Here is a 20689-nt window from a genome sequence, read left to right as displayed (position 1 = left end):
GTAATTCAGGTCACATAAAATGTTGAATATCCATAACCTTTCTGTTGCCTTTGGAGGCGAATATTTGTTCGAAGAGATTTCCTTTCGGTTGAATGCGGGAGATCGAGTAGGGCTTATTGGTAAAAATGGCGCTGGAAAATCTACCCTGCTAAAGTTGCTTTCCAAGGAAATGGCACTGGATGAAGGAACAATAGCAACAGAAAAGGATACCAATATTGGTTTTCTGAAGCAGGATATTGATTTTGAACAGGGAAGAACTGTTTTGGAAGAGTCCTATCAAGCCTTTTCCGAAATCAAGCAGCTGGAACTCAAACTTGATGAGATCAACACGGCTTTGGCCGAACGTACAGATTATGAAAGCGAAGCCTATCACCAATTAATGGTAGACCTTAACGATGTTACCCATAGATATGAAATTTTGGGAGGGTACAACTATCAAGGAGATACTGAAAAGGTGCTTCAGGGATTGGGTTTTAAACGCGAGGACTTCAATAAGTTGACCGACACCTTTTCCGGAGGATGGAGGATGCGAATTGAACTGGCAAAGTTACTCCTCCAGAATAACGATGTGCTGCTTTTGGATGAGCCCACCAACCATTTGGATATAGAATCTATTATTTGGCTGGAACAGTTTCTAAAAAACTATCCTGGGGCTGTGGTAATCGTATCACACGATAAAATGTTTCTTGATAATGTCACCAATCGAACCATTGAGATTTCTTTGGGCAGAATATATGATTATAACAAGCCCTATACTAAGTTCTTGGAGTTTAGAAAGGAAATAAAAGAGCAACAGCTCAATGCCCAAAAAAACCAAGAAAAGCAGATTCAACAGACCGAAAGGTTGATTGAGAAATTTAGGGCTAAATCCTCAAAGGCGTCCATGGCACAGTCCCTGATCAAAAAATTGGACAAAATGGAACGCATCGAGGTAGATGAAGAAGATGGTAGCGTTATGAACCTAAGGTTCCCAGTGTCCGTAACTCCGGGAAAGGTGATCGCAGAGCTGGAAGACCTTTCAAAAAGTTATGGACCAAAACAGGTGTTGGAAAACATTAACCTTTTAGTAGAGAGAGGCAGTAAAACAGCTTTTGTTGGCCAAAACGGTCAAGGAAAAACCACCTTGGCAAAGATCATGGTTGGGGAATTGGACCATACCGGGAGTTTAAAGACAGGGCACAACGTTCAGATTGGTTACTTTGCCCAGAACCAGGCAGAGTACCTGGATGGAGAAAAAACCATTTTGGATACCATGATTGATGCTGCCAATGAAACCAATCGGAGCAAAGTAAGAGACATCTTGGGATCTTTTCTTTTTCGTGGAGATGAGGTGGAGAAGCATGTAAAGGTACTTTCAGGAGGAGAGAGAAATCGTTTGGCCCTAGCTAAAATGCTTTTACAGCCCTTCAATGTTTTGATAATGGATGAGCCTACCAACCATTTAGATATCAAGTCCAAAAATGTGTTGAAAAAAGCGCTTCAGAATTTCGAAGGGACATTGGTATTGGTGTCTCACGATCGTGATTTTCTTCAAGGCCTTACGGATAGGGTCTATGAATTTAAGGATGGAGCCATTAAAGAATACCTTGGGGATATCGATTTTTATCTGGATCAGCGCAAAGCGGAAGACTTCAGAAAAATAGAAAAAGGAGAAACCAAGGCACCTACGGAGAAAAAACCGGTAAAAGAAAATGACTATGCCGCTCAAAAACGGATGAAATCCATAAAGAACAAATTGAGCAGCGTTGAGAAGAAAATTTCGCAATTGGAAAAAGACATAGCCATTGCGGATCATGATTTGTTGATGGATTATGACAGCACAATTGCAAAACCCGGTTTTTTTGATGATTACCATGGTAAAAAGGAACTTTTGGAATCCTTGATGGAGGATTGGGAAAAGCTGTCAGGCGAGCTGGAATCCTACAATTAGCCAAAAAGCAGAAATCCAAACCACAATAATTTCTGGTTTCACAACATTTCTAGGGTACTTCACCGATCAATTTTGTAGTTGTTCCTGTTCTTTAGTTACTTTGTAAGTAAATTCTTTAGAATTAAATAAGTAATTAATGAATAGATTAGTCGTTTTACTCTTATTGTTGGCTCTTTCCTCCATGCGGGTATCAGCAGATGAAATATCCCAAAAGGAAAAAAGTGTGCTGGTGGACCTATACAATAGTACAAAGGGGCCAGAGTGGACTGCTACATGGGACCTTGAGGCTCCCGTAGGCACTTGGAAGGGTATAGAATTGAAGGATGGACATGTGGTTGAAATAAATCTGTTCCACAACAATTTGAACGGTGTGCTTCCCGAAAGTTTGGGAAAATTAAAATACCTGACCCATCTTAATCTTGCTTTTAACAGCATAACTGGGGTTTTACCAAAGGATATCGTAAATCTTAAAAATTTGAAGGTACTTCGTTTGGAGATGAACCGGATAAAAGGTGCGCTTCCAACAGAAATAGGGCAACTTAAGGAACTTGAAATATTTTCAATGTTCAATAACTTTTTGAGCGGCCCAATACCACCTTCATTTGGAGTATTGGAGAACCTAAAGGAGCTCAACCTTTCCAGTAATAATTTAAAGGGAATTATTCCGGAATCCATCGGAAATCTTTCCAATTTAGAGGCTCTAGGGTTATTTGAGAATAATCTGGAGGGTTCAATCCCAGAAGAAATAGGGAATTTGGGCCAGTTAAAGGAGTTGGTTTTGGCCAACAATCAATTGGGAGGAGAAATTCCTGTTGAATTTAGCCAATTGGCCAGCCTTAAGATTTTACAGCTACAGAACAACAAGTTCAACTCGTATACAGGTCTTAACGCCATGGATACAGATCAGTTCTTGGTTTTTGACACTGATGAAAGAAAAGAACATCCCAAGTTTAATGCTATTCAGTTGAAACGCACACGAATGGCGGATACCAAATTTGAGGATGAGGAAGATTTTGACGAAAATGAGTAGTTAGTTATACTTTAGTTTGTTTGGTTTGGGGATGCAGGCGTGTATCCCCTTTTTTTGTTTTTAAAAACCCACGCCTTCCACATTTATGAAATATTTAACCTTTCCAAAAAATGTAGGGAATAGCTTTGCAAATACTAATTTTCCTAGTGCATGCGTAAGCTTATATTATCGGTCGTAGCCGGCAGCGTGGTTATTTTTCTTTCTATTTTTCTTGCCAAAATGATTTCTGGCAGCAAGAAGACAAGAAGACCTCCTTCTCAAAAAGTAGTGAAGACTGTATTTGTGGATACAGTTAAGAATTCCACTGTGCCGATTATGGTACCGGCCAATGGCAATCTTAGAGCTAAAAGAAGAGTCGAGCTGTTTTCTGAGGTTCAAGGTGTGTTTCGAACAGGTAGTAAATTGTTCCGAACAGGTCAAGAATACAGTTCTGGTCAAACATTGATTCGAATCGATGCCAACGAATATTACGCCAGTGTGCAATCTGCGAAAAGTAATCTGTACAACCTTCTTACTTCCATAATGCCCGATTTGCGATTGGATTATCCAGAAATATATCCCAAGTGGCAGAACTACCTGAATGGTTTCGATTTGGACAAGACTACCCCAACGTTGCCAGAAATGAGCAATGAAAAAGAAAAGTTCTTCATTTCCGGAAGAGGGGTGATATCGAGTTACTATAACGTCAAGAATCTAGAACAAAGACTTTCAAAATATAACATATCCGCTCCTTTCAGAGGGGTGTTAACGGAGGCCTTGGTTACCGAGGGAACCCTAATTCGGGTTGGTCAGAAGCTGGGGGAATTCATAAACACAGGTGTTTATGAATTGGAAGTTTCCGTAAGTAAAACCTATGGGGATTATTTAACCGTGGGAAAACAAGTGGAACTTTCAAATTTGGAGAAAACACAAACTTTCACGGGCAAAGTTATCCGTGTTAATGGGCGTGTAGACCAAAACTCCCAGACCATTACGGTCTATATTGAAGTGGAAGGTGAAAACCTAAAAGAAGGGCAATATCTGGAAGCCAATTTGGAGGCCAAGGAAGAACCAAATGCTATAGAGGTGGACCGCTCACTGCTGTTGGAGAACAATCAAATCTTTGTGGTGCGTGACACTATTTTGGATGTAATTGATGTCAAGCCAGTATACTATACAGATAAGACCGTGGTGCTCAAAGATGTGCCAGATGACGCTATTATTGTCTCCAAAGCATTATCGGGCGGTTATGCCGGAATGGAAGTAAGGGTGTTCGATGCTGCCAAAAAAACCAAGTCGTGAGAAAGGTCATATCGTATTTCATAAAATACCACGTTGCGGTCAACGTAATTATTCTGGCATTTTTCATCTTTGGAATTGTTGGGGCACTTTCTTTGAAATCCTCCTTTTTTCCATTGGTGGATTCGCAGAACATACTGATCAATATAACGTATCCTGGAGCCTCGCCCCAGGAAGTTGAAGAAGGTATCGTACTAAAGATTGAGGACAACCTCAAAGGCCTACAAGGTGTAGAGAGGGTAACTTCCACCTCACGTGAAAATAGTGGTTCCATCAATGTGGAAATAGAAAAGGGCAGAGATATAGATTTTATGCTCTTGGAAGTCAAAAATGCTGTAGACCGGGTGCCTACATTTCCTACCGGAATGGAACCTTTGATCGTATCCAAACGTGAAGCCGTTAGACCAACAATAAGTTTTGCCGTAAGCGGGAAAGACATATCACTTTCCACCCTGAAACAAATTGGACGTCAAATTGAAAATGATTTGCGTGCGATCGAAGGGATTTCGCAAATAGAAATTTCAGGTTATCCAGAAGAAGAAATTGAAATCGCCGTAAACGAAAACAGTTTGTTGGCCTATGATTTGACTTTTGATGAAGTGGCAAGGGCAGTCACCAATGCAAACATTCTGGTTACCGGTGGAAATATCAAAACAAATTCCGAGGATTATCTGATTCGTGCAAATAACCGCTCATACTATGGTGATGAACTTTCCAATGTTGTTGTTCGTGCCGACGCAGCAGGTAGAACAGTACGACTAAAAGATGTAGCCGTTATCCGCGACCGCTTTTCGGAGACTCCGAATGCATCCTTTCTTAATGGGGAGTTGTCTGTAAACGTGACCGTCACTAGTACCAATACGGAAGATTTGATAGGCTCTGCCGAGAATGTCAAGGAATATGTGGCCGATTTCAATAAAAAATACAGCAATGCCAAATTGGAAGTGATCAGCGATCAGTCCAAGACTTTGACCCAACGTACCGATTTGCTTACCGAGAATGCAGTTATCGGGATGATTTTGGTTTTACTGTTTTTGTCGCTCTTTTTGAACACACGCTTAGCCTTTTGGGTTGCATTTGGTTTGCCCATTGCCTTCTTAGGGATGTTTGTATTTGCCCCAATGTTCAATGTAACGATCAATGTGCTTTCCTTGTTTGGGATGATTATTGTAATCGGTATTTTGGTAGATGATGGGATTGTTATTGCAGAGAATATCTATCAGCATTACGAAAAAGGAAAAACCCCTATTAGGGCGGCCATAGATGGCACCATGGAAGTAATTCCGCCAATACTTTCAGCAATTATTACCACCATTTTGGCCTTTTCCCTGTTCCTCTTCCTGGATGGTCGAATTGGAGACTTCTTTAGTGAAGTTTCCGTAATTGTTATATTGACCTTGGTGGTTTCCTTGGTGGAAGCTTTGATCATACTTCCGGCCCACTTGGCGCATTCCAAAGCCTTGAGGCCAAAAAGTCAGGACCCTACATCAAGCTTGGGCAGAATATTTGCAAAACTCCGAGTAATAAACAAGCTGGGTGATCAGGCCATGGCGTACATGCGTGACAATTGGTATAGTCCGACACTAAAGTTTGCCTTAAATTATAAATTCCTCACGTTCTCATTGTTCTTTATGGCCTTGGCTCTGACGTTTGGTTCCATAGGGGGCGGTATTATTAGAACAGCTTTTTTTCCTAGAATAGCCAGTGATCGTATTGCGGTTGAACTTCAAATGCCAAATGGTACCAATGAGAAGATTACGGATTCCATTATCACCATGATCCAGGAGAAAGCGCAAATTGTAAATGAGCAACTAACAGAGGAATACATGAAAGGAACTGACAAGGTGCTTTATGAAAACATGCTAAAGACCTTGGGGCCTGGTTCTTCAACAGCTACATTGATCATCAACTTGTTGCCGGGAGAAGAACGTCCAGATGATATTGTGGCAAGTATGGTAACCGGCAGGTTGCGGGAATTGGTGGGGCCGGTAATTGGTGTTGAAAGCCTGATTTATGGTTCTGGAGGTAATTTTGGAGGAGACCCTGTTTCAGTATCTCTGTTGGGAAATAATATTTCGGAATTAAAGGCGGCAAAAGAGGAATTGAAAGCGGCAATGCTGAACAATGCCCTATTGAAGGATGTAGCCGACAACGATCCAGCCGGAATCAAAGAAATTAGATTGGAACTCAAAGAAAATGCCTATTTGCTTGGATTGGATTTGAGAACCGTCATGAATCAGGTTAGAGCAGGATTTTTTGGAAACCAGGCACAACGTTTTCAACGAGGGCAAGATGAGATTAAGGTGTGGGTACGTTACGATCGTACTAATCGTTCGTCTATTACGGATTTGGACGAAATGCGCATTTTAACCCCCATGGGAGAGCGAGTTCCTTTAAAGGAAATTGCAACGTATACCATTGAACGCGGCGATGTGGCCGTTAACCACTTGGATGGTCAACGGGAAATTCAGTTGACTTCGGATTTGGCCAATCCGGAAACTACCAGTGCCATTGATATCATGTTGTGGATAAGGAATGAAGTCATGCCGGATATTTTGTCCAAAAATCCATCTATCACACCTTCATATGAAGGACAGAACCGGGAGCGGAACAAGTTCCAGAATTCGCTCAATTATGCGGGGCTTACAGTTTTGATATTGATTTTTATCACCATTGCATTTACCTTCAGGAGCTTTAGCCAACCCCTGTTGTTATTGCTTTTGGTGCCCTTTAGTCTTACCGCTGTTGCATGGGGACATTGGATTCATAATTTCCCTATCAATATTCTTTCGTTGTTGGGAATTATAGCCTTGATAGGTATTATGGTGAACGATGGCCTGGTCCTCATCGGTAAATTCAACAACAACCTCAAGGAAGGACTTAAGTTTGATGAAGCCATTTATGAAGCAGGACGATCTCGTTTTAGGGCTATTTTCTTGACTTCGATCACAACAATTGCTGGTTTGGCACCCTTACTTTTGGAAAAAAGTAGACAAGCACAATTCCTGAAACCCATGGCGCTTTCCATTGCATACGGGATTGCATTTGCCACCGTGTTGACACTTTTAATGTTGCCTATCTTTTTATCTTTTGGGAATAATGTGAAGGTGTTCTTTAAACAGCTATGGACGGGAGAAAAGGCAACTAGAGAAGAAGTGGAAAGGTCCATTAGGGAGCGCAATGAAGAGGAACATATGATGGAAGATGGATTATATAGTCAAAATGGAGGCACTAATCATACACAGGAAAAAGAGGCTTCAAAAGTTTTAGAAGGCACATTGGAATGAAACATTATTTAACTACAATACCCCTCCTTTTCTCGATTTTATTCGTTTCGGCACAGGATCAAATGCTTACAAAGGAAGAGGCAATAGACCTGACATTGGCCAATAACCTGGGGATACAAGTGGCGAGAAACACGCAACAAATTGATGATAACAATGCTAATATCCTCAATTCAGGATATTTACCCAGTTTAACTGCTAATGCCGGAGGTACTATCGACAGACAAAATACGGAAGGTACTTTGGGCAATGGGGATACCAGAACTGCCGATGGGGTGGAGACCAGGCGTTACAATGCATCGGTCAATCTAAACTATACGCTGTTTGATGGATTGGGGAGGCATTATGACTACAAAAGTTTCAAGGAGCGTTCCCAACAGTCAGAACTGGAAGTGCAACAAACCATAGAGACTACCATACTTCAATTGTTTACAGTATATTATGAAGTAGCTCGATTGACGGAGAATACTGAAAACCTGTCGCAGGCACTTGAAATTTCCAAAGAGCGATTAAAAAGAGCCGAATATCAGTTTGATTATGGGCAAAATACAGGTTTGGATGTATTGAACGCAGAAGTGGATATCAACACGGATAGCATCAATTTATTGAATTCCAGACAGCAGCTGAGAAATACAATGAGGGATTTGAACTTGATACTCAATCGTGAACTGTCCGAGAATTTCACAGCGGATACCACGGTGAATTTTATCCCCGGGCTTGAGATGGAAAATATGCACAACGAGGCCAAACTCAACAATATCCGATTACAGATTGCAGAAAAACAATTGAACATCAACAATTACAATTTCAAATCTGCAAAAAGTGCCTACCTGCCTACAATCGGTTTAACCGGAACTTATGGTTGGAACGAATCCAATAACAACAGTCCGTTGGCATTCGTGGTACAAAATTCAGCTACTGGGGTTACAGGCGGTATCAATCTTACCTGGAATCTTTTTGATGGGGGGAGAAGCATTACCAACATCAAGAACACAAAAATCAACTATGAAACGCAGGAACTTCTTCAAAAGCAAATTGCCCTAGAAGTAGAGCGTGATATAAGAAATGCCTGGGACAGCTATACCAATGCGTTGTATGTATTGCAGGTACAAGAGAAAAATTTACAGACAAATCAGAACAACTTTAACCGCACGGACGAGCGCTATAAGTTGGGACAGGTGACTTCCATTGAATTTAGACAGGCACAGTTGAATCTGCTGAATGCCGAACTGGCCAAAAGCCAAGCAAAATACAATGCAAAATTGGCCGAGCTGCAAATGCTTCAAATAAGTGGGCAATTACTCAATGTAGATTTCTAAACTGATAAATCATGTACGAGCATTTCTTTCAATGTCCATATTGTTGGGAAGAAATCTCTTTTCTCTTGGACAGCTCCGTGACCGAACAAACTTATGTTGAGGATTGCGAAATTTGCTGTAACCCGATTGAAGTATCACCAAAATTCAAAAATCATGAGTTGACCTCCTTTGAGGTACAGGTGTTGGGGCAGTGAGTTTAGCTCATTGATTCTTCAACTTCAATTCGGCATAAACCGGCAAATGGTCCGAAGGATACCTACAATCAAAGGAATCACTTAGGATACCACTTTTTATGATTTCAATGTTGACGGTTGAGGTAAAAATATAATCGATTCTTCTTGTTACCGGTTTGGTAAAATCAAATCCATTGAAAGTCCCTTGAGGACCATGGGCATTACTGCCTGCCGCAATTTGAGTATCCGCCATTTGCTCCATAATCAATTGAATGCCCTTGCTATTGCTTTCCAAATTGAAATCCCCCATTAACACCACGGGCAATTTATTGGGATTAAGTTCTTTTATTTTTTTTAGGATCAATTTGGCACTTTCTTCACGAGCAATCTCTCCTACATGATCAAAATGGGTATTGAACAGCAGGAATTCAGTTGGCCCATCTTTAGCCTTAAAATGGCCATAAGTGCAAATTCTTGGAAGCGCAGCATCCCAATATTTGGAGGGTTTTTCAGGAGTTTTGGACAGCCAAAATGTGCTTTCCTCCAAAAGTTCCAACTTGTTTTGGTTATAAAAGATAGCTGTAAATTCTCCTCGTTCATCACCATGGTCTCTGCCAATGCCAAAATATCGGTATTGTTCAAGACCTGCGTCCACATCCTTTAACTGGTGGATCAATCCTTCTTGGGTTCCAAAGACATCCGGTCCATAAAATTTGAGTTGGGAAATGAGAAATTCCTTTCTGTGTTCCCAGCTGTTTAAGCCATCACCTGGATTGTCATAACGGATATTGTAAGACAAAACACTAATGGATTGAGCCTGACCATAGGCGGCAAGCAACAATACTATAACCCAAAATGTTCGTTTCATCATTGATTCTTTTTGAGCAGTCCATCAAAAAATTCATGAGCTTTTTCTACGTCCTCTTTTGGAGCATTTTCAAACTCTTTATCGGTTACTTTGTAGAGCTTTTGAAGACTGTCCAACTTTTGGTGCATAACAGGAATGATATCCGCGTAGACTTCATCATTGATGGCATTGTACATTTCTGCAGGATCCTTTTCCAAATCATAAAACTCCCACTGATCAATATCATCATAAAAATGGATGAGCTTATAGCGCTTTGTGCGTACCCCATACTGCTTTTTAACCATATGGAAAGCAGGAAAGTCGTAATAGTGGTAGTAAATGGCATCCTTAAAATCATTTGAGGAGCCATCCAATAAAGCTTTAAAGGATTTGCCTTGCATTTGTGAAGCATGGTCCAAGCCACCAGCCAAATCTAAAAAGGTTGGTGCAAAGTCCAAGTTCTGGGTCAAGGCATCAATTTCGGTGCCTGGCTCAATAACTCCTGGTAATTGCATTAACAATGGCATCCTTAGCGATTGTTCGTACATAAAGCGTTTGTCAAACCATCCTTTTTCGCCCAAATAAAATCCTTGGTCCGAGGTATAAACTACCAAAGTGTTCTCATCAAGACCGGTCTCTTCCAAATAATCCAGAATCTTTCCTACACTTTCATCAACAGAAGCAACGGTGGCCAGATAATCCTGTAGGTATCGTTGCCCCTTCCAAATGGCCAGTTCCTCTCCACTCAGATTTGCTTCGTGAAAAGCGTTGTTTTTAGGTAAATACGCCTTGTTCCATGCCTCCCACTGCGCTGGGGTCATTCGCTCAAAGTCGCTTGGCCATGGATTGTGGTCCAATTCCGGACTTCCATAAGCTTTTGTCATTTTCAGGTCGTGGCCTTCGTACATATCCACATAAATGGTTTGTTCTTGCTCCACCGAAGCTTGCTGATTTTCAAACTCTGGAAAATACGTATCAGGTAAGGGAAATGTAATGGAATCGTACATGTTTGCATGTCGTAGGGCAGGCATCCAATTTCTATGCGGGGCTTTGTGGTGCACCATCATAAAGAAAGGCCGCTCAACACTATCCCGTTGTTTGAGCCAATCCAGTCCTTTTTCGGTAATAAGGTCGGTGGCATAGCCCTCCGTCCAAACGGTATCGTTTCCTTTTATGAATTCGGGATTATAATATTTTCCTTGTCCATCCAGAATTTCCCAATAATCAAAACCTGTAGGCGCACCGTGCAAATGCCATTTGCCTACGATGGCAGTTTCATACCCCAGTTTTTTTAAGTACTTCGGTAGGGTAGCCTGATTGCCGTCAAAACGCTCCCCATTCATTCTAAAGCCATTGATATGGCTATGTTTTCCTGTAAGAATAACGGCTCGACTAGGTCCGCAAATGGAATTGGTGCAGAAATTGTTATTGAAGAGCGCCCCATTTTTGGCCAAACGGTCTATGTTGGGAGTGGGGGCCAATTTGCTCAATTCGTGACCATAAGCACTGATAGCTTGGTAAGCATGGTCATCTGACATGATGAAAACAATATTGAGCGGCTTTTTTTCAACTTCGGATGCAGCTTTTTCCTGCTTGCAGGAAACAAATAGACCCAGCAAGAGGATGAGATAGAGTTTTTTGTCCATTGGTGGTTGATTTTGTTTTGTTTTTCTGATTTGCCCAATATCAGATAATACCTTCTCTAAAAATAAGGATTAGCAGAATTCCAACCCTATTTCAGCTTTATTAGAAAGTAAAGTTATTTTAAGATAAAGGATGTTTTAAGGGTACATGCGGAGTCGGTTCCTACATAAACCTCAAATTCACCCGGCTCAGCAACAAACTCCAAAGAGCTGTTGTAAAATTTCAAATCTTCTGGCTTTAAGGTAAGTGTAATATTCTGACTTTCACCTTTTTTCAGGAAAACCTTTTGAAATCCCTTTAGCTGTCTGACAGGAGGAGTTATACTTCGTACCACATCCCGAAGATATAATTGCACCACTTCTGCTCCATCATAACTTCCAGTATTGGTTACGATAACCTGGACTTTTAGAGATTCACCTTGATTTATTTCGGGTTTATCAACTTTAAGATTGGAATATGCAAAGTTTGTATAACTCAATCCATAACCAAATGGTATCAAGGGCGAATTGGGAGCATCCAGATAATTGGTTTTGAATTTTTCAAATTCGTCTTTAGGACCTGGTCTACCCGTGTTTTTTACACTGTGATAGATAGGAATTTGTCCAACATTTCTAGGCCAGGAGGCTGTCAATTTTCCAGAAGGAACTTCATCCCCAAAAAGAACATCTGCTATGGCATTACCAGCTTCAACACCTGGATGCCATACTTGAAGGATGGATACGGGCATTTCAAATTCCTCTGGAATGGTAAGTGGTCTTCCGCTCATTAAAACCAGAGCTACTGGTTTACCTGTTGCAACTAGGGCCCTAATGAGTTTCTTTTGGCTATCTGGAATGGAAATATCTGTTCTACTTGCAGATTCGCCACTCATTTCAGTGGCCTCGCCCACAACAGCGACCACTACATCAGATTTTTTGGCAGCTGCAACGGCCTCTTGCAATAGGGTTTCGGGTGACCTTGTATCAATAACTATTCTCGGCCCAAAGACATTTATCTTTTTGGCAAATTCTTTGTCATCTGAAATATTGGCGCCTTTGGCAAAATTTATTTCAGCCTCTGGAGCTACATTTTTAACACCTTCAAGAATGGTAACAGCAAGTTTGGAATCTCCGGTTGGAGCCCATGTGCCCAACATATTGTTGCGACTGTCCGCCAGAGGTCCTATTAAGGCTATTTTCTGTCTTTTGTTGACTGGAAGGATTTGATTGTGATTTTTGAGTAGTACAAAGGAATGAGCCGCCAATTTTCGTGCAACAGCTCGATTTTCTTTGGTTAGAATGTCCTTTTCAGGCCTATTGGTATCAAGATATCGATAGGGGTCTTCAAAAAGGCCTGCTTGGTATTTTGCTTGTAATACTCTACGACAAGCTTGGGTAATCTCATCCTCGGAAATTTTGCCTTCTTCCACCGATTTTTTCAAGGTGGTCAAAAATCCTTCCCCCACCATATCCATATCCAGACCTGCTTTGAGGGCAAGTTTGGATACTTGCTGAAGGTCCCCAAGACCATGGGCAATCATTTCATTTAGAGAGGTGTAGTCTGAAACCACAAATCCATCAAATTGCCATTCTTTACGAAGTAAATTGGTCAGCAACCAATGATTTCCGGTCGCAGGAATTCCATCAACATCGTTAAAAGATGTCATAACACTTGCTACACCTGCGTCAACAGCTGCTTTATAGGGAGGCAGGTATTGATTGTACATCTTTGTTTTGCTCATGTCCACGCTGTGATAATCCCTGCCCGCCTCACTTGCTCCATAGAGCGCAAAGTGTTTTACGCAGGCCAACATGGTATTGGGAGCGGTGAGATCATTGCCTTGGTAACCTTTGACCATGGCTTCAGCGATTTTGGAACCCAAATAAGGGTCTTCACCTGCCCCTTCGGCAATACGGCCCCATCGGGGGTCTCTGGCGATATCAACCATGGGAGAAAAGTTCCACATGATCCCATCTGCGGTGGCTTCTTGTGCAGCCATTCTAGCCGCTTTTTGAATCAAATCCATGTCCCAACTACTTGAAAGTCCCAAAGGAATAGGGTAGGTAGTTTTGTAGCCATGAATTACGTCCGAACCGATTAACAAGGGAATTTTTAGACGGGAGTTTTTAACGGCAATGTCTTGAGCTTTTCTAACCCGTTCCGGACCAGCCACACCAAACAATCCACCTACTTGCCCAGCTTTGATTTTGGATTCCACATTTTTACTTACCACTGAACCTGTGGCCACACCCCCTCCAGGGGTGAGGAGGTTCAGTTGGCCAATTTTTTCTTCAAGACTCATTTGCTGAAGCAAGGCTTCTACGTCTGGAATGGTAGATTCACTTTGTCCCCAGGCATTATTGAAAAAGAATAGTTGGAAGACAAGTAGTGCCAAAAGTCGATATGAGTTCATGTTTGGAAAATTCTGGGTTAAATATTGATTTATAGGAACGCTTAATTATTGTACTGAAAATCCAACTTGTCCAATCCGGTTTGTACATCTTCATTTTGCATGAACAAATTCCAAAGAAGTCCAGTCCTATAGTTTTCTATCATAATGATTTGGGGTCCTTGGTCAATAGCTAAATAGGCTTCACCCACCCAAAAATCATATTCAGGACTAAAGGCATCATAAAACCCTGCAGGCCCCAAAAGCTTATCCTTGTTCTTATAGAAATAATGCATCGCACTTAAGGATTCATTGGGAGTATAGGGTATGGAGCTGATTGCAGCTGTGGGCGATATTACGCCAGTGTCATTGGCAGGATGATGGGCATTGTAACCCATGGTACCGTCTGCATTTCTGGAATAACTGGCCGTTAGGCCCCAACAATCTGAACCATAACCTTCAAAGTTCTTCGGATTTTCAACGCAGTAGCTATAGTTGATCTTGGAATGGTTTACGTTTACATTCCAGTAACTCACATAATCGTCAGAAAGGCCATTTGGATTGAGTCCGAGATAGGAGTAATGTGCCCAGAAAAGTGGTCCACCATATTCCAAAGCTCCAGCATGACGTACTAGAAGAGGATATCCGTATTTATTGTTTGGGTATGTAATACCACCGTTGGATGCCCATCCGTTGGAATACACTTCTTTGGCTATACTATGGTCTGGTGAAGCGGCTGCAAGGACATAAGCAATGAGTACTTCATTATAACCTTTTAATTCAAGATTGATTTGAAATCCAAAATTAGGGCTCCAATGCCAGTACAGGCTATTCTTGTTCTGGGTATACCAATCCCATTCCACGCCTTTCCAAAGATCATCAGCCTTTTGGGCCAACCCTTTTTCTGTGTCACTCCCATTTTTAAAATATTCTTTGATGCAGATCAGCCCTTGACTCAAAAAAGCAGTTTCAACCAGGTCGCCTCCGTTGTCCATGGGACTAAATGGAATAACCGAACCGTTGTTGCCGTTCATCCAATGGGCCCATGCCCCATGAAAACGATCGGCATTTTCCAAAAAATCAAGAAGCGTGGCCAATCGTTCCACTCCTTGCTGACGGGATATGAATCCTCTTTCAATACCTACCAAAATAGCCATTAGGCCGAAGCCTGTTCCTCCTGAGGTAACTACATGAGCATCTCTGCCAGGGTCGCTAGGATGATATCTTTCTTTGGCGCCGCCAGAGTTTACTTCGGCGAAATCCCAGAAATATTTAAATGTTTCTTGCTGGGTCAAGTCCAAAAGGTCTTCATCACTAATAGTTGGCTCATCATCAGGTGTGCCGGTATCATCATCTGGAAAATCTATTGGGGTATAGGTATAGTCATCACCACCGCCACACGATGATAACAATAGGGCTGCTATCAATATGGTTTGTACAACTTTAACCATTGGTTTTTAAATGTGGACTTTGAAAGCCTAGTTTATGTAAGCCTCTTTGAACATCCTTATTTTCCATAAACAACTTCCAGAAAAGGCCACTCCTGTGATTTTCGATCATTACTGGTATGGGACCTTGGTCAATGGCCAAATATCTTGGGAGATACCAATCCTTTTCAAAACTAAAAGCGTCAAAAGGGCCATATTTGCCAATGAGACTATCGTGGTCTTTGTATAAAAACCGAAGAAACTGCATACTTTCTTTAGGGGTATACGGAAATGAAGATAGTGCGGCTGTTGGGGAAATAACCCCGATATCCTCGTCCGGTCTGTGGGCAGCATAGCCCTTAGTTGAATAACTGGAAGTCAGTCCCCAGCAATCTTTTCCATACCCCTCAAAGCCATCAGGGTTTTTCATGGCATGTTTGTAATGGATAAGGGCATGATTTCTATTGAGGTTCCAATAATTTCCATATTGATCGACCAAGTCGTTGGGGTTTAATCCCAAATAGGAGTAGTGTGCCCAAAAAAGAGGTCCAACAGGTGAATTACTGTGCTCGTAGTGATTCAATTCCGTTTCAAGACCATAATATGTGGTGTCTTTTGCGATGAGGCCATCTCTGGCCCAACCTTTTTCATAGACATTTTTGTTGATTGGATAGGTTGGGGAAGAAGCTGCTAAAATGTACATGATCAGGGCCTCATTATATCCGCCAACAGGAAAATTCATTTCCCACCCATAGTTTGGACTCCAATGCCAGTACAAAACGTCTTCACCCTCCTTGGTGTACCAATTCCATTCTACTTCTTCCCAAAGCTTTTGGATTTTCTGTGTTAGTTTTTGTTCACGGTCAGTACCATTTTTAAAATATTCTTTTACTGACAGTAATCCTTGGATTAAAAATGCTGTTTCCACCAAATCGCCACCATTGTCCTTGGCACTAAAAGGGGAAACCGTTCCGTCTGGATTGAGCCAATGCGGCCAGGCTCCGTGAAAACGCTCTGCCTTTTCAAGGAAATCAGTGATTTTTTCAAATCTTTCAAGAGCTTGTTCGCGAGTTATAAAACCACGTTCCACTCCCACCAAAATGGCCATCAAACCAAAACCGGACCCTCCGGTTGTAACAATATCCTTGTCATGGGTTGGGTAAATGTTATCTAAATGGATACGTTCACGGGCAAGACCCGAAACGGGTTCAGCACCTTCCCAGAAATAGTTGAAGGTCTGTTGCTGTAAAAGATCCATAAGTTCTTCGTCAGAATAGTTGGGGCCCAATTCATTTTGGGCCACCAACTTTTTCTTGGAAGTTCTGAGGTCATTGCATCCCGCTACTAAAGAGACAATGGCACATAAAATTAATACTAGAACTATCCTCATTGAAACTAAACTAACTAACTCAAATAATTAAAATTGATCTACTTTTCTTTCCTAATTGTTCATTACTTCCTGAATCTCCTCCTGAGTGAGTGCTTTATCAAAAAGATATAGCTCATCTATATAGCTGAGGTCAGAAAGGTGACTCCATCCAATGAAATTGGGTGCTCCGGAGCCTATGGACAAGATGGAGCAGTTTTCCCAACTTATGGTTGCTCCCGTCATGTCTCCTGTGTTGACCACTGGTTCTCCATTGAAGTATATTCTAGTGGCCGTATCATCAACCACAAAGGCAACATGAACCCATTCGTTTGCTGTGACATCAATTACATCTCCATCATTCCAAACATTTCCAGTATCTGCTCCTACATGCAGTTTAATCCTCTGTTCATCTGTGTTTCCTTCCCTAAATAATCTGAAACCAGCGGAAAGATCATTATCGGTTCCGTTCATTGGAGGACTCACTGTAAGGATTCCAGCTCTGTCAGGATCAGAATTCACCTTGTACCAAAATGCCCCGCTGAACTGGGTACTGAATAGTCCGTCGATAGGAAAGGTCAAATAGGAATCCGCAGCGCCGGCATAGGCATCTGTTCCTCCACTACTTTCACCAGCAAATCCAGGAGTTCCCTCTACTGTTGGATCGTTGCTCGAATTGTCCTCGGTATAGGAACCATCAAAAGGCATATAAAGAGTTGACCCGAAATTTTTTGGTGTGAAGGTGCCGCCAGCAACTTCTGCAACTTCTTCAGGGGTGAGGGCTTTGTTAAAGAACCGAAGCTCATCTATAGCACTATAATCTGATAGGTGATTCCAATAATCGAACGTTGGACCGCCTGATCCTATGTTGAATGTGTTGCAGCCTGTCCAGTCTATTGGGGCCGACATATCCGAAGAACGCACCTCTGTTCCATTCAAGTAAATGGTATTCTTGTCGCTTGCAATGGTGAATGCAATATGTACCCATTCTCCAGCTGTTACATCGATGACGTCCCCATCATTCCAGCTTTCTCCAGCACCGGTACCCACATTGAGTTTGATGCGTTGTTCATCTGCACTACCTTCCCTGAACAGTCTGAAACCTTGGAAACGGTCTGCAGCATCATCTCCTATGACAATGATTCCAGCTCTATCTGGGTCTGAATTTACCTTGTACCAGAAAGCTCCACTAAATTCGCTTGAAAGCAACCCATCTGCCGGATAGTTAATATAAGAGTCCATTGCACCCAAATACGATTGCCCTTCCTGACTGTCATCCGTAAATCCAGGGGAACCAACTGTTGAAGCAGCTTTGCTGCCGATAAGATCTATATAATCACCATCAAAAGGCATGTACAACGATTCTCCTGGGTATAGCGGTGTGTATGGATTTAGTGAATTCAACATAATCTGGATGTCGTTTTGATCCAATGCTTTGTTGAATATTCGTAATTCATCCATTTCACTACTATCGGATTTGTGGTTCCAGTAGTCAAAAGTTGGTCCACCTGCGCCAATGGTCAATACTTCGCAGTCTGTCCAATCTATGGGAGCTGCCAAATCGGCTGAAAGCATTTCAACTCCATTGAAATATATGGTACTCTTTGTTTGGGAAATGGACATGGTAATATGAACCCATTCACCGGCAGTAACATCAATTACTCCACCGTCGTTCCAACTTTCTCCAGCTCCGGTACCTACATTAAGTTTGATACGTTGCTCCTCGGCACTTCCTTCACGGAACAACCTAAAACCTTGGAAACGGTCGTCTGCATTGTCGCCTACAACCAAAATTCCTGCTCTATCGGGGTCTGAGCTTACTTTGTACCAAAAGGCTGCACTAAATTCTGCATTGTCCAAACCTTCCAGAGGAAAGTTTAAATATGAATCTGTTGCGCCTTTGTATGCATTGGCACCAACAAAACCACCACCGGCAAACCCTGGGGAGCCAATTTCTTCAGCTTGCTGAAATCCAATTAGGTCCATGTAATCGCTATCAAAAGGCATATAGAACAATTCTCCATCAAACAGAGCCTCATAGGGAGGGGATTTCATGAAGTTAACCTCTTCGGTTGAGGTCTTTCCTTCCAAATCGGAAGCAGTGACTGTTAACTTATGGTCCCCGTCCCTTAGTCCTTGATAGGTGAATTCTTCCAGAACAATCCTATAATCTTTAAAGGAATTGAAGAGTGCTATTTGGGTTCCGTCCAAAAGAACTTTAACTTCTTTCACTTCTATATCGTCCGTGACCTTTAAATCAATATCCAACGATGTTTCATCCTCAAATACTTTGATCTCTGCCCCCTCAACAGGTGAGTTGATGGTAATCTGAGGAGCGGTTTCGTCCACTCCGGCAGCTACTTCGGTAATCGAGTCTATACTTTGATCGCATGCGGCCAGCAGCAAAATTGCCATGGTACCTAATGCTAGTTTATATATGTTTTTCATCATTCTGTTTTTTTGGTTTATGTTCCTTCCTAGTTGCCAAGGATTGGAAATTGGTCAACTTGCGCCTGCGGATAGGGTAAAAATGCCTTGTCCTCGGTAAATGTCCTGCCGTCATAACTTAATTCGCTTGTTCTTCCCAAACGAATCATGTCAAAATAGCGTTTGCCCCATTCCATGCTCAGCTCTGCATATTTCTCATCTAACACTTGATCTAGTGTCACGCCGGACAATGGGTCCATTCCAGCTCTTTCGCGTACAAGATTCACAGCTTGATCTGCTGTCATTCCAGAACTTGAAGCACCTTGGGTAAGGGCTTCTGCATAGGTGAGCAAAATCTCAGCGTATCGAATAATGTTGAAGTTTTTATTGCTTCCGTAGGCTGTTCGGCCTGGAATCAATTGTGCAGAAGGCAAATAGTGTTTTCCACTTGCAAAAAGTGCCCTTGCATAATCATTGATAAGATCCCCATCCCGAGTGGTGTTTGAAACAAAAGCAGGCAGTGTTGCATAATCGGGGTCAGTTTGCAATTCTGCAATACCGCGATCTGTAAAAAGTACACTGGTTTCCAATCGAACGGCTTCCCCTCGGTCCAACATGAATTTGATGAATTTCATGCTGGGTTCAAAAAAGCCCCATCCACTGGATGCTCCATCTACTGCGGGAGTCCAATTTTGAGGGCCATAGGGGGCATATAGGTGACCTTCACGATCTCCTTCACCTTGACCAAAATCCGAATACTGCATATCCAAAATGCTCTCATCGCTTAGCTTTCCAGGGGTTTTAAAGAGTTCGTAATAATCAGGAAACAGACTAAACTCACCCGAATTGATAATTTCTGCGCATGCATCCGCTACAGCTTGATAGTTGCCTAATTCCTGGTTGGCCAATGCCTTAATGGCCAGTGCAGTATAAACGGTAGCACCACCGGGTAAATCGGTTCTTTTGTTGGGATGTGTATCCAGAAGGAAAGGAATGGCCTCATCCATCTGGTCAGAAATATGTTGCATGACCTCATCCTGAGTGGGCACTGTTTCTAGCAGTTTTAATTCTCCCGTATCTGATGATGTGGGAATGAAAACGTCTCCCCATACTTGGGAAATATGGAAAAGCATAATGGCCCGGATAACTTTGGCCTCAGCGATGTACTGATTTCCCAAAGCAACCCCATTGTTATCGGCAAGTTCTTGATACCTTTCAATTTGCTCCATTGCAGTATGGGCAGAAATCACATCTACATAAACATTCTCCCAAAGGGAGTTGTACATCCAATAGTCTTTGTCGTATTTGAAGAGATCGGTGTCGAAGAATTGTGGTTGGTCCCCAAGACCACCAGCGTTAACATCATCTCCACGTACGGCTATGAGCAAAGGTTGCTCCCATCCCCTGGATTGGAACGCTTCATACACCCCAATCAGTGAGAGGACCATATCCTCAGTCTTGGTAAAGTCGGTTCCTCCGGCAAAATTGTTGTTCAATTCCGGCTCATCGAGTTTGTCGGTGCACCCTAGTAAGGCCAAAACAAATATGGCCAACAGTGCTTTAATTTTGAAGTTAGTTATATACAGTCTCATAGTG

13 protein-coding genes are annotated in these 20689 nt (G+C 42.1%); 6 read left to right on the top strand and 7 right to left on the bottom strand.

All coding sequences use genetic code 11. The features are described from left to right. Window positions 1–19: 19 nt before the first annotated feature. From DX873_RS08000 to DX873_RS07975, 6 genes are all read left to right on the top strand, one after another. Entirely contained in the window at window positions 20–1930 is a 1911-nt protein-coding gene (locus tag DX873_RS08000; protein ID WP_116183943.1) for an ABC-F family ATP-binding cassette domain-containing protein, read from the top strand. A gap of 136 nt (window positions 1931–2066) precedes the next feature. After that, window positions 2067–2960 carry a hypothetical protein gene (locus DX873_RS07995; protein ID WP_116183942.1) on the top strand — a complete coding sequence of 298 codons (894 nt, stop codon included), beginning with the start codon at window positions 2067–2069 and terminating at the stop codon, window positions 2958–2960. Between the two features lie 150 nt (window positions 2961–3110). After that, window positions 3111–4241 (top strand): efflux RND transporter periplasmic adaptor subunit, encoded by a 1131-nt coding sequence (locus DX873_RS07990; protein WP_116183941.1) that lies wholly within the window; start codon window positions 3111–3113, stop codon window positions 4239–4241. After that, the gene (locus DX873_RS07985; protein WP_116183940.1) at window positions 4238–7525 is read left to right on the top strand and encodes an efflux RND transporter permease subunit; all 3288 of its coding nucleotides are present in this window, start codon (window positions 4238–4240) and stop codon (window positions 7523–7525) included. Before DX873_RS07990 ends, DX873_RS07985 begins: the two co-directional genes overlap by 4 nt. Further along, a complete protein-coding gene (locus DX873_RS07980; RefSeq protein WP_116183939.1) occupies window positions 7522–8841 on the top strand; it encodes a TolC family protein in 1320 nt (439 codons plus the stop codon). The genes DX873_RS07985 and DX873_RS07980 overlap by 4 nt, the downstream gene beginning before the upstream one ends. Window positions 8842–8852: 11 nt before the next feature. Beyond that, window positions 8853–9035, top strand: a complete 183-nt coding sequence (locus tag DX873_RS07975) for a CPXCG motif-containing cysteine-rich protein (protein WP_116183938.1) — start codon at window positions 8853–8855, stop codon at window positions 9033–9035. Between the two features lie 7 nt (window positions 9036–9042). Here DX873_RS07975 and DX873_RS07970 read toward each other — a convergent pair whose 3' ends face one another. The 7 genes from DX873_RS07970 to DX873_RS07940 all read right to left on the bottom strand — a co-directional run bounded on the left by DX873_RS07970 (window position 9043) and on the right by DX873_RS07940 (window position 20685). Continuing rightward, a complete protein-coding gene (locus DX873_RS07970) occupies window positions 9043–9885 on the bottom strand; it encodes an endonuclease/exonuclease/phosphatase family protein (protein WP_313777744.1) in 843 nt (280 codons plus the stop codon). Continuing rightward, window positions 9882–11507, bottom strand: coding sequence for a sulfatase family protein (locus tag DX873_RS07965; protein WP_116183937.1), 1626 nt, complete (start codon window positions 11505–11507; stop codon window positions 9882–9884). Before DX873_RS07965 ends, DX873_RS07970 begins: the two co-directional genes overlap by 4 nt. Before the next feature lie 113 nt (window positions 11508–11620). Further along, window positions 11621–13897, bottom strand: coding sequence for a beta-glucosidase BglX (gene bglX, locus DX873_RS07960; protein ID WP_116183936.1), 2277 nt, complete (start codon window positions 13895–13897; stop codon window positions 11621–11623). 41 nt (window positions 13898–13938) lie between these two features. Then, complete coding sequence (locus DX873_RS07955; RefSeq protein ID WP_116183935.1) at window positions 13939–15324, bottom strand: glucoamylase family protein; 1386 nt, start codon at window positions 15322–15324, stop codon at window positions 13939–13941. Next, window positions 15317–16690, bottom strand: coding sequence for a glucoamylase family protein (locus tag DX873_RS07950; protein ID WP_116183934.1), 1374 nt, complete (start codon window positions 16688–16690; stop codon window positions 15317–15319). Before DX873_RS07950 ends, DX873_RS07955 begins: the two co-directional genes overlap by 8 nt. 51 nt (window positions 16691–16741) lie before the next feature. After that, window positions 16742–19117, bottom strand: coding sequence for a LamG-like jellyroll fold domain-containing protein (locus DX873_RS07945; RefSeq protein ID WP_232520878.1), 2376 nt, complete (start codon window positions 19115–19117; stop codon window positions 16742–16744). Window positions 19118–19143: 26 nt separating this feature from the next. After that, window positions 19144–20685, bottom strand: a complete 1542-nt coding sequence (locus tag DX873_RS07940) for a RagB/SusD family nutrient uptake outer membrane protein (RefSeq protein WP_116183933.1) — start codon at window positions 20683–20685, stop codon at window positions 19144–19146. Window positions 20686–20689 lie beyond the last annotated feature (4 nt).

This window comes from Flagellimonas nanhaiensis (assembly GCF_003382275.1).
GTDB lineage: Bacteria > Bacteroidota > Bacteroidia > Flavobacteriales > Flavobacteriaceae > Flagellimonas > Flagellimonas nanhaiensis.
Note: the sequence above shows the minus strand (reverse complement) of the source record. Positions and strands in the feature narration are given on the sequence as shown.

Bases quoted from the DNA above. Each gene is read 5' to 3' on its own strand.
- DX873_RS08000 (WP_116183943.1), top strand. From the start codon at position 20: ATGTTGAATATCCATAACCTTTCTGTTGCCTTTGGAGGCGAATATTTG.
- DX873_RS07995 (WP_116183942.1), top strand. From the start codon at position 2,067: ATGAATAGATTAGTCGTTTTACTCTTATTGTTGGCTCTTTCCTCCATG.
- DX873_RS07990 (WP_116183941.1), top strand. From the start codon at position 3,111: ATGCGTAAGCTTATATTATCGGTCGTAGCCGGCAGCGTGGTTATTTTT.
- DX873_RS07980 (WP_116183939.1), top strand. From the start codon at position 7,522: ATGAAACATTATTTAACTACAATACCCCTCCTTTTCTCGATTTTATTC.
- DX873_RS07975 (WP_116183938.1), top strand. From the start codon at position 8,853: ATGTACGAGCATTTCTTTCAATGTCCATATTGTTGGGAAGAAATCTCT.
- DX873_RS07970 (WP_313777744.1), bottom strand. From the start codon at position 9,885: ATGATGAAACGAACATTTTGGGTTATAGTATTGTTGCTTGCCGCCTAT.
- DX873_RS07965 (WP_116183937.1), bottom strand. From the start codon at position 11,507: ATGGACAAAAAACTCTATCTCATCCTCTTGCTGGGTCTATTTGTTTCC.
- bglX (WP_116183936.1), bottom strand. From the start codon at position 13,897: ATGAACTCATATCGACTTTTGGCACTACTTGTCTTCCAACTATTCTTT.
- DX873_RS07955 (WP_116183935.1), bottom strand. From the start codon at position 15,324: ATGGTTAAAGTTGTACAAACCATATTGATAGCAGCCCTATTGTTATCA.
- DX873_RS07950 (WP_116183934.1), bottom strand. From the start codon at position 16,690: ATGAGGATAGTTCTAGTATTAATTTTATGTGCCATTGTCTCTTTAGTA.
- DX873_RS07945 (WP_232520878.1), bottom strand. From the start codon at position 19,117: ATGATGAAAAACATATATAAACTAGCATTAGGTACCATGGCAATTTTG.
- DX873_RS07940 (WP_116183933.1), bottom strand. From the start codon at position 20,685: ATGAGACTGTATATAACTAACTTCAAAATTAAAGCACTGTTGGCCATA.